The sequence below is a fragment of the Mycobacterium kubicae genome (genome assembly GCF_015689175.1).
Lineage (GTDB): Bacteria > Actinomycetota > Actinomycetes > Mycobacteriales > Mycobacteriaceae > Mycobacterium > Mycobacterium kubicae.
The window spans coordinates 4,573,424-4,588,727 of the sequence record NZ_CP065047.1; the positions used below are offsets into that span (position 1 = coordinate 4,573,424).

12 protein-coding genes are annotated in these 15,304 nt (G+C 68.6%); 10 read left to right on the forward strand and 2 right to left on the reverse strand.

Annotated elements, in window-relative coordinates; all coding sequences use genetic code 11:
- From I2456_RS21300 to I2456_RS21325, 6 genes are read left to right on the forward strand one after another with little or no spacing between them, the layout of a single operon-like run.
- Entirely contained in the window at positions 1-1,092 is a 1,092-nt protein-coding gene (locus I2456_RS21300; protein WP_085075161.1) for a methyltransferase domain-containing protein, read from the forward strand.
- Entirely contained in the window at positions 1,089-2,165 is a 1,077-nt protein-coding gene (locus tag I2456_RS21305; RefSeq protein ID WP_085075136.1) for a glycosyltransferase family 4 protein, read from the forward strand. The genes I2456_RS21300 and I2456_RS21305 overlap by 4 nt, the downstream gene beginning before the upstream one ends.
- Before the next feature lie 3 nt (positions 2,166-2,168).
- Positions 2,169-3,062 carry an FkbM family methyltransferase gene (locus tag I2456_RS21310; protein WP_085075135.1) on the forward strand — a complete coding sequence of 298 codons (894 nt, stop codon included), beginning with the start codon at positions 2,169-2,171 and terminating at the stop codon, positions 3,060-3,062.
- Between the two features lie 14 nt (positions 3,063-3,076).
- Complete coding sequence (locus I2456_RS21315) at positions 3,077-4,579, forward strand: tyrosine-protein kinase domain-containing protein (RefSeq protein WP_085075134.1); 1,503 nt, start codon at positions 3,077-3,079, stop codon at positions 4,577-4,579.
- Entirely contained in the window at positions 4,576-6,042 is a 1,467-nt protein-coding gene (locus tag I2456_RS21320) for an O-antigen ligase family protein (protein ID WP_085075133.1), read from the forward strand. Before I2456_RS21315 ends, I2456_RS21320 begins: the two co-directional genes overlap by 4 nt.
- Positions 6,039-7,199, forward strand: a complete 1,161-nt coding sequence (locus I2456_RS21325; RefSeq protein WP_241007781.1) for a glycosyltransferase family 4 protein — start codon at positions 6,039-6,041, stop codon at positions 7,197-7,199. The genes I2456_RS21320 and I2456_RS21325 overlap by 4 nt, the downstream gene beginning before the upstream one ends.
- On the opposite strand, the gene I2456_RS21330 is transcribed toward I2456_RS21325, so the two are convergent.
- Complete coding sequence (locus I2456_RS21330) at positions 7,139-8,839, reverse strand: hypothetical protein (protein WP_085075132.1); 1,701 nt, start codon at positions 8,837-8,839, stop codon at positions 7,139-7,141. The genes I2456_RS21325 and I2456_RS21330 overlap by 61 nt on opposite strands.
- Positions 8,840-8,848: 9 nt before the next feature.
- On the reverse strand, positions 8,849-10,717 hold the full coding sequence (locus I2456_RS21335) for a putative bifunctional diguanylate cyclase/phosphodiesterase (RefSeq protein WP_085075131.1): 1,869 nt from the start codon (positions 10,715-10,717) through the stop codon (positions 8,849-8,851).
- Positions 10,718-10,930: 213 nt separating this feature from the next.
- Here I2456_RS21335 and I2456_RS21340 point away from each other — a divergent pair, with 213 nt between their 5' ends.
- The 4 genes from I2456_RS21340 to I2456_RS21355 all read left to right on the forward strand — a co-directional run bounded on the left by I2456_RS21340 (position 10,931) and on the right by I2456_RS21355 (position 15,240).
- A complete protein-coding gene (locus I2456_RS21340) occupies positions 10,931-11,725 on the forward strand; it encodes an FkbM family methyltransferase (RefSeq protein WP_085075130.1) in 795 nt (264 codons plus the stop codon).
- A 117-nt stretch (positions 11,726-11,842) separates the two neighbouring features.
- Positions 11,843-13,036 (forward strand): NAD(P)/FAD-dependent oxidoreductase, encoded by a 1,194-nt coding sequence (locus I2456_RS21345; protein ID WP_085075129.1) that lies wholly within the window; start codon positions 11,843-11,845, stop codon positions 13,034-13,036.
- The gene (locus I2456_RS21350) at positions 13,033-13,932 is read left to right on the forward strand and encodes an RNA polymerase sigma-70 factor (RefSeq protein ID WP_068028567.1); all 900 of its coding nucleotides are present in this window, start codon (positions 13,033-13,035) and stop codon (positions 13,930-13,932) included. The genes I2456_RS21345 and I2456_RS21350 overlap by 4 nt, the downstream gene beginning before the upstream one ends.
- A gap of 45 nt (positions 13,933-13,977) precedes the next feature.
- On the forward strand, positions 13,978-15,240 hold the full coding sequence (locus tag I2456_RS21355) for an aminodeoxychorismate synthase component I (RefSeq protein ID WP_085075128.1): 1,263 nt from the start codon (positions 13,978-13,980) through the stop codon (positions 15,238-15,240).
- The last annotated feature ends 64 nt before the right edge of the window (positions 15,241-15,304 follow it).

The window sequence follows — 15,304 nt, forward strand, 5'->3', positions numbered from 1 at the left end:
ATGAGTACCTGCCGAGGGTGTGACAGCACGGACTTGCACCGGGTACTCGACCTGGGCACCGTGCCTGCGGCCGACAACTTCCCGTTGCTGACCCAACCGGTGAGCCCGGACGAATCAGCGCATGCACTGGCCATGGACCTGTGCACGCGTTGCGGGCTGGCCCAGCTCGCCAGCGACGACACCCACACCGCCGAACCGCGCGGTATCGAACCGCAGGCCTTGCGGGACCAGGCCGCCGACGCCGTTCGGCGTGTTTGCGCCGCGGGCTGGTTACGCGGAGACACGGTCCGCGAATTCGGCAGTCCGCACGGCGGCACCTGGTTGCCGCTGCTGGCCGAACGCGGATACTCCGAAGCCGAAGTGGCCGATGTCGTGCTCGACTCGTTCGGCGTCATGCACGAGCCGGACCAACGCGGCGGCTTCCAGCTGCGGGCCAAAGTGACCGACCCCGATGGTGTGTTGCTGATCCAGTTTCCGTCGCTGCTGACGATGGTCAGCCAAGGCCAGTGGAACGCGTTGCGGCACGGGCACTTTGCCTACTATTCGCTGACCGCGCTGACCGCCCTGCTCGACACGGTCGGCATGAGCGTGGCCACGGCGTGGGAGTTCGATCTGTACGGTGGCACCTTTTTGGTGGCCGCGGTGCACGGCAGCGTCGAACCCGACGAGCAGGCCAAGGACATCTTGCAACGCGAAGCGGACTTCGGTGTGACCGATCCCGCTGTCCTGGCCCGCCTGCAGCTCTCGGTCGAGGCCCACGTCAACGACTTGCGCAAGTGGCTTGTGACGCAGGCGGACAACGGGCGCCGGGTGTACGGGTACGGCGCGGGCTCGCGGGTGCCCGCGCTGTTCAACATCGCGGGCGTGGACGCGAACCTGGTGACAGCCGTCGCCGACGCATCACCGGCCAAGCAGGGACGCAGGATCCCTGGCACCGACGTCGGCATCATCTCCCCGGAAGAACTGCTGGCCGCCGATCCCGATCGGGTACTGCTGACCCTTCCCGACCTCTACGACGAGGTGTTGCGGCAGTACCCGCAGCTGGATGGACGCTGGTGGGTCGATCCCGGATCGAACGGACCGCGACTATGAATCCGCTTCGCATCCTGTGGCTTTCGCCGTGGTTGCGGCCCCTGGCGCGGGTACAGGTGGAGGCGTTGCGCCGCCGCGGCGTCGAGGTGCTGTTGGTGACCTCCGATCAGCACCCCGAGTCCGGGCCCGCGCGCGATTTCGAACTGGTGCTCGATCCGCGGTTCCGGACGGCCGCGACCTGGCCACCCACCTTCGAGGTCTGGCGCCGGGTGCGCAACTTCTCACCGCACCTGGTGATCACCGAACTGGTCCGGGATCCCCGCTGGATCGCCCTGGCCGGCACCGCGCCCCGGATACAGCTGATCCACGATGACCGGCCCCACGACATCGCCGAACGGCACCAGGCCTACGAGCACGCTGTGTTCGACCGCTGGGGAGCCCGCTCGCGAGCCACCGTGACCTACAGTCGATACGTCGCGAACGCCGTCGCCGCCCGCCGCGACGTGGCCGGGACGACGGTGCACGTGGTGCCGCTGACCAGCGACCTGGACGCGAGTCTGGTTGCGGCCCCGGCCGCGTCGCACCATCGCCGTGACTTCGTGATGATCGGCCGGCTCAACCCTTACAAGAACATCGACGTCGTACTGCGGGCCTGGCAAGTGCATGTCGCGGGCAGCGGCTGGCGCGGCGACGACCTGATACTCGTCGGCGACGGCCCGATCGGCGAACGCGAGCTGCCCAAACACGTGCAGTGGCGCAGCGGCAGCTATCGCTACGCCGACGTCGTCGAAACCATCTGGTCGGCAAAGGGATCGGTGGCCCATTACCGCCGCGCATCACAAAGCGGTGTGCAGGTGCTGTCCATGCAACTGGGCGTGATGCCGATCGTGTCGGCCGAAGGCGGACTGCCCGAATACCAGCCCCCGGAGTTTCCGCCGGTCGATGTCGACAACAGCGCCGGGCTGGCGCGAGCTTTCGACGTGCTCGCCGACCCGGCCACCGCCGCGCGGCACGGCAGCGCCGCGGCGCGGCACTACGAGCGGCGCTACGGCGTCGACCGTACCGCGAACCAACTCCTGGACGTGATCGACCGAACGCTCGCACCCCAGCCCGTCGCGCAGAGAGTCAGGTGAGCCATGTCGACCAAACAGCGCCTGCTGCACAGCGATGCGGCCAACTGGGCGGCACGATACGTCACCGTGCGAAACGTCGGTCGCTACTTCGGCCGCCCCGCGATGACCGCGGCCACCGAACTGCTGTGGCAGCGCCGACGCCCCCATGATCTCGCCCTTACGGTGGCCGATCACTTCACCCCCACCGGCGCAACCGCCGTCGACATCGGCGCGAGCTGGGGCCTGTTCACCTATCACCTGGCACGCCGCGTCGGAAAGCCGGGCCGCGTCTACAGTTTCGAGCCGCACCCGGACAACGCGGTGATGCTGCGCCGGCTCGCCGCGGCCCGGGCCGGCGTCCGCTTCCGGCAGGCGGCCGTCTCCGACGCCGCCGGATACGCGGAACTGTCCGTACCGCAACACCACAACCGGCAGGTGACCGCGCAGGCCAGCCTTGCGCACGGATTCGACGGGCAAGGGGTTGACGTGCGGCAGGTGAAAGTTCCCACCGTGCGCCTCGACGACGAATTAGGGCCCGACATCAACGTCGACTTCGTCAAGATCGATGTCGAGGGTCACGAGTTGTCCGTCCTGCGCGGCGGCGCTTCACTATTGCGCCGCTGCCGGCCCGCAATGCTGATCGAAATCGAGCAACGTCACCTCGACGGGCCCATCCAAGAGGTGTTTGATTCGATCCAGGACCTGGGCTACCACCTGTTCTACGTCACCGAGACGGCGTTGCGCCCGATAGCGGAGTTCGACGTGGAGCGCGACCAGATGTCCATGGTGACCTCGGGCCAATTCCATCCCTTCGCCATGCCGACGGGCTACGTGCACGACTTCTGCGCGGTCCGAACGCCTTCCATGCTGGGCGGCGTAGGCCGCGCCCACACCACAACGCGCCCGCCCGGCGCCTAGAGAGGTACATTCCGATGGATTTCCGCACCTTTGTCCGGACGCTCCTGCACCACTGGAAGCTTTTTGTCGGTGCGCTGCTGGCCTGTCTGGCCGGGGCGGCAGCGCTGACCGCGTTTCAGACCAAGAGCTACGAATCTGCGGCCACCGTGCTGATTTCGTTCTCCGGGGAGACCGACCTGGCCCAGGTGTATCAGGGCACACAGGCCGCGCAGGAGCGGCTGTCTTCCTACGCCGCGATCGCCGGTGGTCATGCCGTAGCCGAACGCGCGGTCGCCCAGTACCACTTGCCGGTCAGCCCGGACGCGCTGGCCAATCAGACCCGGGTGCAGTTCACGCCGAAATCGACCCTGTTCACCATCACCGTCACCGACACCGATCCCAATCGCGCTGCGACGCTGGCCAAAGCGGTCGCCGACGAGTTCACCGTGATGGTCGGCACGCTCGGCGTCACGCCTAAGCCGCCGGTCGCACCGGCGCCGCAGACCCCGGCCCCCTCCTCCGTGCCGTCCGCGGCTCAAGACGGGGACCAACCGACCACCCAACCGGTGGCCGGTGACGCGACCAACGCACCGGCTGAGGCGCCGCAACCGGTCACGCCGGTGTCCTCGCCGGCCACCCCGGTGGCGCGCGCGACAGTCGTGGAGCAACCCGGTGTGCCCGACCACCCGGTCAAGCCGGTGCCGGTGCGCAACATGGCGATGGGCCTGGTCGCGGGTCTGCTGCTGGGCACCGGTGTGGCGTTGACCCGGGAGGCGGCCGACCGCACGGTGCGCGATCGCGCGAAGCTCGAGCATTTGTCGGGCTTGCCCACCTTGGCGGAGCTGCCCGGAAAGCGCGGCAACGCACCGCGGTTCGGAACCGACATCTCCTTCGACGACGCGGTCCGCGGACTGCGCGCCCGGCTGTTGCGCGCCATGGGGCCCGGTGGCGGCCGAGTCCTGCTGACGGCGCCGTTCGGCGGTGAGGGCACCACCACCACCGCGCTGAATCTGTCCCGGGCGTTCGCCGAACTCGGCGAAGATGTCCTGCTGGTCGAGGGCGACACCCGCAGACCGGTGATCGCCGGCTTGTTGAAGGTCGACTCTGGTGAAGGGTTGGCCAACGCGCTGGCCAACCCCGACATCGCCACCGAAGCGGTCAAGCCGACGCCGATTTCCAAGCTGTTCATCCTGGCCGCACGCGCCGCCCGTCGGGAGACCCTGCCGTGCAGCGCCTATCTGCCCGAGGTGCTGGACAAGGTGTTGCAGGATTTGGCGGACGCCTTCGACCGAACGGTCGTCGACGGTCCGCCGGTGCTCGCCACGGCCGACTCCGGCCTGCTGGGCGGGGCGGTACCGGCCACCGTGCTGGTCCTGCGCGCAGGCCGCACCACCGAAGACGAACTCAACGACGCGTTGACCGCGTTGCGCGCCGCCGGCGCGAACGTGGTGGGCACGGTGCTGACCGACGCGCGAATCGCCCGTCACGCCAAGGCCGCGACCCGCACCTACCGGTCGAAGGTCAGCAAACCGGCGTGACTCGATACCTGCGCACCCGCCACCGCCTCGTGCTGGGCGCGGCCGTTTTGGCTGCGTTTCTGTTCGCCTGCTTCATCTTCGGTGTGCTGTCGGTGCGCAACACCACCCAGGGCATCGCCCTGATCGGCGCGACGTTCTGCTTGATCATGTACTGGGCCAAGCCGGAGCTGATGATCGGGTTGGCGCTGTTCGTCGGGTTCGCGGCGTTGCCGCAGGGTCTGCACATCGGCAAGGTGGTCGGGCCGGTGTCCATCTACGCCTCACACGTGGTGCTGATTCTGGCGATCTGTTTCGTCCTGCCCACCGTTCGGCTGCGCATGGCCGACTATCTGTTGCCGGGCATGTTCGTCTTCACCACGCTTTACTTTGCCGCCCAGGGCATTTCGGCCGGACACGCCGTCTCGGCCGCGCTGCGCGAGGCGACGTTTCTGCTGGAGATGGTCGCCGGGTTCGTTCTGGCGCTGACGATCGTCTACGGCAGCTACGTGAAGCTGTCCATCCACGCGATCGCTGTGACGCTGTGGTTTTCGGCGGGTATGGCGGTTCTCAGCTCGTCGGGCGGCGTCCGGTTGGCCGGTCGGCTGGAAAGCCTGCAAGCGGATACCGGCGATTCGGCCAACCGGGTGATCACCTCAGCCCTGATACCGGCCATCGCGGTGCTGACCGCGTTGGTGGCCGCCCAGATAGTCGGCCGAGTCCCGCCCGCTGCGTACCTGTGGTTGGGCTTGCCCGCCTTGATCATCTCGGTGCTGGCGTTCTCCCGGAACACGCTCATTTCGGTCGGCGTTGCGGCCGTGGTCGCCTTCTTCGCCAGCATGGGGTGGTCCGCCGTGCGCCGGGCCGCCCGCTTGGCGATCACCGGAGCGGGCATCTTGGCGGTGACGGTGCCCGGCGCGCTGTTCCTGTTGCACGACTCGTCGGCGGGTGACTGGCTGGCGGGTCAGGTGTCCGGGTTCAGTCACCGTGTCCTGGGCGGTGTTTCGAGCAGCGCACTGGCCGCGGACGCGTCGACGCAGGCCCGCCTGGCCGAAGACGGCCACCTCAACAGCGCCATCGCGCAGGCACCGGTGTTCGGCCACGGACTTGGCTACGCCTATCAACTGCCGTTCGGAGACGATCCCGACGAGTTCACCGAAACCCTGGGCACCACCTACGCGCACAACTTCTATCTGTGGTGGCTGGCCAAGTCCGGCGCCGTCGGCATGGCGGCGTTTGCGGTATTTGCGCTGACGCCGTTGGTGCGGGCGCTGCGCAGCGCGTCGAAGCCGGCCAAGACGGCCGCGGCGGTCAGCACCGGGCTACTGGTCATGTGCATCATCGACCCGTTGCCCGAAGACCCGGCCAACGCCATGACACTGGGCATGGCGCTGGGGGCCGCTCTGGCGTTCGCCAAGCTGTCGCGCGTCGACCGCGACGAGCATGAGGCGATCCCCGAGGAGTCACCTGTCGGGGCGGTCCAGTGACCGGACAGCGAAATCCGTTGCGGGTGACCGTGGTCGGCCCGGCGCCGGCCGCAGCAGCCAGCCGCGGTGGCATGGCGACGGTGATCGCGTTGATGGCCGCCCACCCCGACCGGCGATTTCGCCTCACCATGGTGCCCACCTACATCGAGGGCCCGCTGTGGTATCGGCTCACCGTCGGCGTCACCGGCATGCTGCGCGCCACCTGGCTGGTGCTGCGCGGTCACACCGACGTGCTGCACATCCATCTTGCGCACGGCGGCAGTGTGATTCGCAAAGCACTGCCCATGGCGGCCGCACGGATGGCCGGGGTATACACCGTGGTGCACGCGCACAGTTATGACTTCGGCGGCTGGTTCGACCGGCTGCGGCCGCTGGCGCAGCGGGTGGTCCGACGGCTGTTGCTTGCCGATCAGTGGTTGGTGCTGGGCGAGCGTCACGTCACCGAGTATGCGAGCCGACTGCGGTTGCCCGCCAACAGCGTCGACGTGCTGCACAACGCCGTCGCGATCCCGGACACCGCGGTGGCGCAGCGTCCGGCGCAGCGGGTTCATGCCGTGTCCCTGGGCAGGCTCGGCGCACGCAAGGGCAGCTACGACGTGATCAGCGCCGTCGCCGCCCTCGACGCCGGCGTTCGGGCCCGGCTGCGGGTGACGCTCGCCGGTGACGGGGAGGTCAGCGAGGTACGCGCGGCGGTGGCCGCCACCGGGCTGTCGGAGACCATTCACGTGGCCGGCTGGTTGGACCCGGCGGCTCGGGACGAACTGCTCTGCGCCGCACACGTTTTCCTGCTGCCGAGCCGAGACGAGGGCCTACCCCTGGCGCTGTTGGAGGCGATGGCCCACGGCCTGGCGCCGGTGACGACGCTGGTGGGCAGCATCGGCGAGGCGATCACGGACCGAGTGACCGGCCTGGTGGTCCCACCCGGTCGCCCCGACCGAATAGCCGCGGCGCTCACCGAACTGGTCGACGACGGACCGTTGCGGGCCCGCCTGGGCGCCGCCGCGCGCACGCGCGCCGCGGACTTCGGGCTGGCCTGTTGGTATGAGCGGCTGGCGCGGGTTTGGACCGCACCCGGTGGTGAGCGCGCCGGACGACGTCAGCGGTTGTTGACGACCGTCTGCGCGTCACGCGGAACATCAAGCGTGGCAACCGGATAGAACCCCGATTCATCGCGGCCGTCCCGGGCCAGCTGCATGGGCGGGTAGTTCACCGGGTGTGAGCCGTTGGGCTTGTGCTGTTGCCAGTCGACCCCGGCCCGCAACGTGTAATGGCCCGGCGGCAAGCCCTTGAGGTCCACTCGAACCGTTTCGGTGGCCGAGGCGGGTGTCGGCTGCTCACTGCTGCGGTCGCCGTTGGTGTCGGCGACCAGAGTCTTGAGGTTCACCGAGGCAGGCAGGGTGCGAACCATTCGTCCGCTGAAATTGACCAGTCGGTAGCCCGGCGCCCATTTCTCCGTCGCGGCGGCCGAGCCGTAGTTGGTCCAGGTGACAGCAATCGTCGCCACTTGGTCTTGCAGCGCTTGCGAGCCCGGCCGCGCCTCGACCGAATACCGGTATCCGGCAGTGGCATTGGCCTGCGCCCACAGCACGTACAGTTTGGGGTCCATCGGTGAGGTCGCCGACTCGTCCGGAAAGTTGACGCTCGACGTCATCGACACGTGATACCGGATGACGTCGTGAAGTCCCTTTTCGTAATAGTCCTGCGGGCTTGTGCCACTGGGCAAGTCGCACCACTCGGTGATCACCGGCGCCACCGCCAGGCGCTGGCGGAGCGCGGCGATCAGCGGATCCCTGGTCTGCACATAGTGAGACGTGTTGATCTCGGCCCAGGTCGGCAGCGGCGAGTAAACGCCCAGACAATCCGAGCGGACGCCGACCGGTGCGACCGACTTCTTCGTCACGTCGTCGGCAAGCAGTTCGCGCATGATCTCCGGGTTGTTGGGCGTCACCACCAGCTGCGTGTGCGGGAACGCGTCGACGTTGGCGGCGACCAAGCGCCGAATGGAGGCGGTGGTGATGTTCTGATCGCGGAACTGGCTGTAATACCCCAGGGCCGCGGTGCTTTCGTCGGGACCGGGGCCCGGTGCGCCCAGCGCGTCGCGCAGATAGGCGACGTGATTTTCGCTGAAGTCGCCGTACCCGGAGAACTCGAACACGCTGAGCCGTTCGTCGCCGTCATAGCGGCGACCCAACGCGGCCAGCAGCTGCGAGAAGTCGTCGAGGTAAGTCGGGTCGTTGAAATTCGGCACCACTTGGGTCACCCCGGCCGACGGACCGTTCGCCGGCCCCGGATAGCTGGTGCTGGTGCCCGGACGCGCCCGCTCCCAGTCCGGGATCGCCATGTTGGTGTTGTTGGGATAGGAGGCGTTGCAGCAGGAGTTGAAGGCGTAAATCCGCAACGTCAAGCGCATTCCGCGTTCGGCCAACTTGGCCAGTGTGTCGTCGATGGCGCTGAAGTCGTATTTGCGGTCGTCGGGCGCGTCGGGCGGCAAGGTGGCCGGATCGGTCGGCTGCAACTGCCGCCAGGAGACCCGCACGCTGGCGTCGTAGGAGGCGGGCCAGGCCGGATAGCGTTGCTGAGCCGGCTGACCCTGTGGGAACAGCGGCTGCAACAGGTCTTCGTATTGGCCGCGTAGCGGATTGGCGATTTCCTGCGCCGCCGCCGGTATCGCCGGACTGGCCATCGCGGTCAGCGGACCGGCGGTGTCGTGGCTGCTGTGGCATGCGGCGAGCACCAGCACGATGCACGCGACGCACGCGACAAGGACCAGCGCCTTCTTCTTAATCGTTCGAACCATTCTCAAATGTCAGATAGCGCCGAGCGTCAGCGCCTCGCGGTCGGCGAGGAACGGCATCGGCATCCAGCGAGCGGACAGCAGCGCCTCCATGGCGTTGCCGGGAACCGGCCGGGACAACAGGAATCCCTGCGCCCGATGACATCCGTGTTGCATCAAGGTCAGTGCGGCGGTAGGCGTTTCGACACCTTCGGCGACCAGTTGCAGTCCGAACGCCTCGGCCAGACCGATGATGGCCCGCACGATCGCCAGGTCGCCGGCGTTGGTGCCCAGGTCGCGCACGAATCCGGTGTCGATCTTGAGCATGTCGACGGGAAGGGACTTCAGATGCGACAGCACGGCGTAGCCGGTGCCGAAGTCGTCGATCGCGATCTGAACCCCCACCTCCTTCAGCTCGGCCAGCGTCTTTCGGGTGGTCTCGATGTCGTGCACCACTGCGCGCTCGGTGACCTCCAGACACACCGATCCGCCGTCGATGCCGAACTCCTCGATGGTGTCGGCGACACTGCGGACGAACCCACGCGTAATCAGTTGCACCGGTGACACATTGATGCGCAGGATCGCGCTCTGACCGACGCCGTTGGCGCGCCAACGGCTGAACTCCGAACAGGCCGCGCGCATCACCCACCGGCCGAGTTCCCCGGCCAGGTTCGTCGATTCCGCCACCCCGATGAAGGAGTCCGGCAGCAACAGCCCCCAGATCGGGTGGCGCCACCGGACTAGCGCCTCGGCCGCCACGATCGCCCCGGTCCACAAGTCGACCTCGGGCAGGTAGTGCAGCAACAGCGCTTCGCTGTCGATGTCGCCCTGCAGGTGCAGTTCGATGTCGTTGCGGAAGGCGCTCTTCAACGACATGTCGTCGGTGGACAGCGCGACCTGATTGCCGCCGGCCCGCTTGGCGGTGAGCACCGCCTCGTCGGCGCGGCGCAGCAGGTCGGTGCTGTTGTCGCGCCCCGGCATGCCCACGGCCAGGCCGATGCTGACCGTGCGAGTGATCTGGTGACCGCCGATGGCCAGTCGCTCCCGCAGCATGGCGCCGAGCCGACGCGCGAAAGCTTCTGCGGCAGCGGCCGACATGGTCTGCTCGGGAATCACGACGAACTCGTCACCGCCGAGGCGGGCGATCATGCTCTGGCTGCCCGCACACACCCGCAGCCGCTGAGCGAACACGCGGATGAACCAGTCGCCGGCGGTGTGGCCCATGTAGTCGTTGATGGACTTGAGCCGGTCGAGGTCCATGTAGAGCACCGCGACGGGCCCGGGGTTGCCGGCCGACAGCCGGTCGGACAGGTGCGCGACCAACGCCCGGCGGTTGTACAACCCCGTCAGGTCGTCGTGCTCGGCGAGGTAGCGCAGTTTCTCCTCGGCGGCGATACGCGCTTGCAGTTGGGCGAACAGCGCCGCGACGGCCTCGAGGGTATTGATCTGCTCTTGCTTCCACTTTCGCGCGCCGAACTTCACGAACCCCAGCACGCCGGTGGTCATCTCCCCGGACACCAGCGGCGCGGCGGCCACCGACGGCGACGCCGCCTGCTTGGTGCCGCCGATCAGCCGTTGCAGGGCGCGGGCGCCACCTTGGTCGGGCCGGATCACGACCGGCTTCCTGCCGTGTTCGCACTGCGCGAGAACCGGGTCAGCGCTGGTGAAGTGGACAACGGCCTGGGGGTCCGGATCGGGGACGTCGGTCCGCGGCGGCCATTCGGCGACCAGCACCGAGGCGCGGATGTCGTGGTCGTGATGTCGCAAGAAGCTGGCGTCCAAGTCGAACTGCTCGACCAGTTGCGCGAGAACCCGTTGGCTGACCTGGGTCGCCGTAGACGCCGTGGCCTCCATGAGCTGGGTGGCTACCGAGGTCACGACGAGGTCTAGGCTGCGCGGCAACGGAGACCTCCGGTGTGTACACGTGTCCAAAGCGGGCAACGGCCCAATTATGGTTCCTGGCCGAGTCAGCGAACAGACTTAAAAGCCGCTCTCTCCGGCGCAGGTCACGCACTGATAGTTAGACGAGACTAACATGCGCCCGTGCGCGCAGCCGGGGCCGCAAGGCGGTGCGACACGCAATTGCACCGCAGAACCGCATAGGAGGCGCAGCAAATGCCAGTCGCCCGCTCGGCCAAACGAATGCTCGCCCCCGCGGCCAGAGCCGTCGCGCCAAAGCTCTTCTGGCGGCGCAAATACCGCATCCTGCAACGTCTGGGCGAGGCACGCCCGGACGTGCAATTGGTGCGATCGCTGTGCGATCCCAACCGGGTCTCGGTGGACATCGGCGCCGACGTGGGCGAATTCTCCATCGCGATGCTGTCCGCCTCGCGTTCGGTGGTGGCGTTCGAGCCGCGCCCCGCCCAGGCCCGGGACCTGGCGGCAATGTTCACCGCGGTCGGCGCGCCGGTGCGCGTGGAATCGGTGGCGCTGTCCGACCAGCCCGGCGTGACGACGATGCGGGTGTACGAATCCGACCCGGGCCGCAGCACGATCGACAACGACAACGTGCTCAGCGATGCCGGCGGCGGATCGGTCGCCACCATCGAGGTGGCGGTGCGGCGTCTGGACGATCTGCGCCTGGACGGCGTGGGGCTGATCAAGATCGACGTGGAAGGTCACGAGCTCGCCGTCCTGCGCGGCGCCACCGAAACGCTCACCCGTAACCGGCCTGCCATCGTGGTGGAAGCCGAAGAGCGCCACCATCGCAACGCCGTGGCCGACATCACCGCACTGCTGGGCGACCTGGGTTACGCCGGCTACTTCGACATCGGCGACGAGCGCCGGCCGGTCGAGGAGTTCGACGCCGCCCGCCACCAGGACCCGGCGAACATCGCCGGGGCGCAAGACGACTGGGCTGCGCGCGGGGTGTACGTCAACAACTTCGTCTTCCTGCCGAACCGCGCTTGACCGGTCGCGGCGCAATTGAGCGTGAGACAGCTCACAATCGCCACCCGTATTGTCACGCCTGGCAGTTCAGCGGTGTCTGAAGGGCATAACTGGCAACCGCAAGAACAGGAGACACCGATGTCTGACCTTTCCGAGCTGGCCACCTCCCGGCCCCACGTCGTCGTGGTCGGCGGTGGGTACGCCGGCACCGTCGCCGCCAATCACCTGCGGATGCGCGACGACGTGGACATCACCCTGGTCAACTCCCGCCCGGTCTTCGTGGAACGCATCCGCCTGCACCAGTTGGCCGCAGGCACCGGTACCGCCACCGTCGACTACGACACGCTGCTCGGCGCGGGTGTGCAACTGGTCGTCGACACCGTCGAGCGCATCGACGCCGCTGATCGCAAAGTGGTGCTCAGTTCGGGCACCCAGCTGACCTACGACTACCTCATCTACGCGGTCGGCAGCACCGCAGGCGCGCCCTCGGTGCCCGGGGCGGCCGAATACGCCCACTCCGTGGCGGACCTGGAGAGCACCAAACGGCTGCGTTACCTGCTGGCCGATCAACGCCCCGACGCGCCGGTCACCGTGGTCGGCGGCGGCCTCACCGGCATCGAGGCGGCATCCGAACTGGCCGAGCAAGGCCGCCGGGTCACCCTGGTCTGCGGCGACGTCCTGGGTCCGTCGTTGAGCCAGCGGGGCCGCCGCTCGGTGGCCAAGGCGCTGCGCAAGCTGGGCGTGCAGGTGCTGGAATCCCTGGCGGTGCGCGAGGTGCGCTGGGACTCGGTGGTGCTCAGCGACGGCACCGTGCTGCCCAGCGCTGCCACGGTATGGACGGCCGGTTTCGGCGTGCCGGACCTGGCGGTGCGCAGCGGTCTTCGCACCGACGCCCTGGGCCGGCTGCTCACGGACGAAACGCTGACCAGCCTCAGTGACGACCGGATCGTCGCCGCCGGTGACGCGGCCGCGCCGTCGGGCCAGCCGCTGCGCATGAGCTGCCAGGCGGCCGGGCCGCTGGGCGCCCAAGCCGCCAACACCGTGCTCAGCCGCGTCGCCGGAGAGGCGCCCGCGGTGCTCAGCCAGGCCTTCGTCGGGCAGTGCATCAGCCTGGGCCGCACCCGCGCCACCCTGCAGCTCTCGCACACCGACGACAGCCCGATCAATCTGGCACTGGGCGGACGCAGCATTTCCAACCTCAAGGAGGCCATCTGCAAGGGCACCGTGTGGTCGATCCGCCGGGAGGCGGCCAAGCCCGGGTCGTACTTCTGGCTCAAGGGCGGCAACCGGTCCGCGCGGCTGGCGGCCGACGAACAGGTCGCGGTGCGATGACCTCGGTCGCCGAGGAACACGCGCAGCGTTTCACCCTGCTGCGCCCGCTGTTGTTCACCATCGCCTACGAAATACTCGGCTCCACAACCGAAGCCGACGACGTGCTGCAAGACAGCTACTTGCGGTGGGCGGCCGTCGACCTGGCCGGCGTGCGCGATACCAAGTCCTATCTCGCGCAGCTGGTCACTCGACAGGCGCTCAACGCGCTGCGGGCCGACGCCCGCCGCCGCGAGGAGTACGTCGGACCGTGGCTGCCCGAGCCGTTGCTGCTCGACGAGCAGGACGCCTCGGCCGACGTTGTTCTGGCCGAATCGGTGTCGATGGCGATGCTGGTACTGCTGGAAACGCTGACCCCGGACGAGCGGGCGGTGTTCGTGCTGCGCGAGGTGTTCGGCTTCGACTACGGCGAGATCGCCGAGGCGGTGGGCAAACCGGTGCCGACGGTGCGACAGGTGGCCCACCGCGCCCGCGAACACGTCCAGGCGCGGCGCAAGAGGTTCGGCGACGTCGATCCGCAACGCAACGCGCAGATCACCGCGCAGTTTCTGGCCACCGCCGCCAGCGGCGACGTGGACGCGCTGATGGAGATGCTCGCACCGGACGCCACCTGGACCGCCGACAGCGGCGGCAAGGCGAGCGCGGCGCGTAAGCCCGTGGTCGGTGCGCTGCGGGTGGCTCGGGCCATCGCCGGACTGATGCGCAAAGCCGAAGGGCGCCTGCGCGTGCAGATGGTGACCTGCAACAGCGCCCCGGCGGTGTTGTTCTACCTCGGCGAGCACCTCGAGGGTGTGATCACCCTCGAGATCGCCGACGACAAGATCACCAACTTCTACGTCACGCGCAACCCGGACAAGCTGACGGCGCTGGCCAACGCGCGGGTGATCAGCCGCGGCTGAGCCGGCTCATGCTGCGAAAGCCCGCGGTTCTGTCAAGCTAGGGCGGTGCGAATCGACCGGCTCGGCGATCTCGGCGCGGCCCCGCAGGTGCTGCGCGCCGTCGGTCGCGCCGCCCGCCGGCTGCGCCTGCCCCCGCCCGCGGCGCTGACCGGCGAATGGTTCGGGTCGCTGGCGGTGATCGCCCCCAGCGTGTCCGTGCGGCCGGTGCACCCGGACGCAGCCTTCGCCGTCGGGCCGGGCGGCCCCGACCAGACCCACACCGGCGCGGTGGGCGGCGGCTGGGTCGGTTACCTCTCCTACCCCGACGCCGGCGCCGACGGGCGGCCCCATCGCATCCCCGAAGCCGCCGGCGGGTGGACCGATTGCGTGCTGCGCCGCGACCGCAACGGCCAGTGGTGGTACGAGAGCCTGACCGATGCGCCCATGACGGACTGGCTGGCCGACGCCGTGTCCGCGGTCCCTGCGACCCGGTCCGCGCCGACCTGCCACATCGACTGGGCCCCCGCCGACCAGGAGACCCACCGCGCCGGGGTGCTGGCCTGCCTGGAAGCCATCCGCGCCGGCGAGGTGTACCAGGCGTGCGTGTGCACCCAGTTCACCGGGACGCTCACCGGCTCCCCGCTGGACTTCTTCGTCGAAGGCGTCGCCCGCACCGCGCCGGCCCGGGCCGCCTATGTCGCCGGGCAGTGGGGCGCCGTGGCCTCGCTGTCCCCGGAGCTTTTCCTGCGCCGCCGCGGGACCGAGGTCACCTCCAGCCCGATCAAGGGCACGCTGCCGCTGGACGCGTGGCCGTCGGCGCTGCGGGCCTCCCCCAAGGAGGTGGCCGAGAACATCATGATCGTCGACCTGGTCCGCAATGACCTGGGGCGAGTGGCGATCACCGGGTCGGTGACGGTGCCCGAGCTGCTGGTGGTGCGGCGCGCTCCGGGCGTGTGGCATCTGGTGTCGACGGTGTGCGCGCAGGTGCCGGTCGAAACACCGACGTCGGCGTTGCTGGACGCCGCGTTTCCCCCGGCATCGGTGACCGGAACACCCAAACTGCGAGCCCGCCAACTGATTTCGCAATGGGAACATCACCGACGCGGAATATACTGCGGCACAGTGGGTTTGGTGTCTCCGATCGCCGGTTGTGAGCTCAATGTGGCTATTCGCAGCGTCGAATTCGATGCGGCCGGCAACGCCGTGCTGGGTGTCGGTGGCGGCATCACCGCCGATTCCGACCCCGCCGCCGAATGGGCAGAATGCCTGCACAAGGCCGCCCCAATCGTCGGATTGCCGGTTCCCGCGGCCGCCACCCGAGTGGGTTAGTCAGCAAACTGACCGCAGCGCAGCGGTCGGCGGAGTTTCCGATAACGCCGACATAACGAGTCGG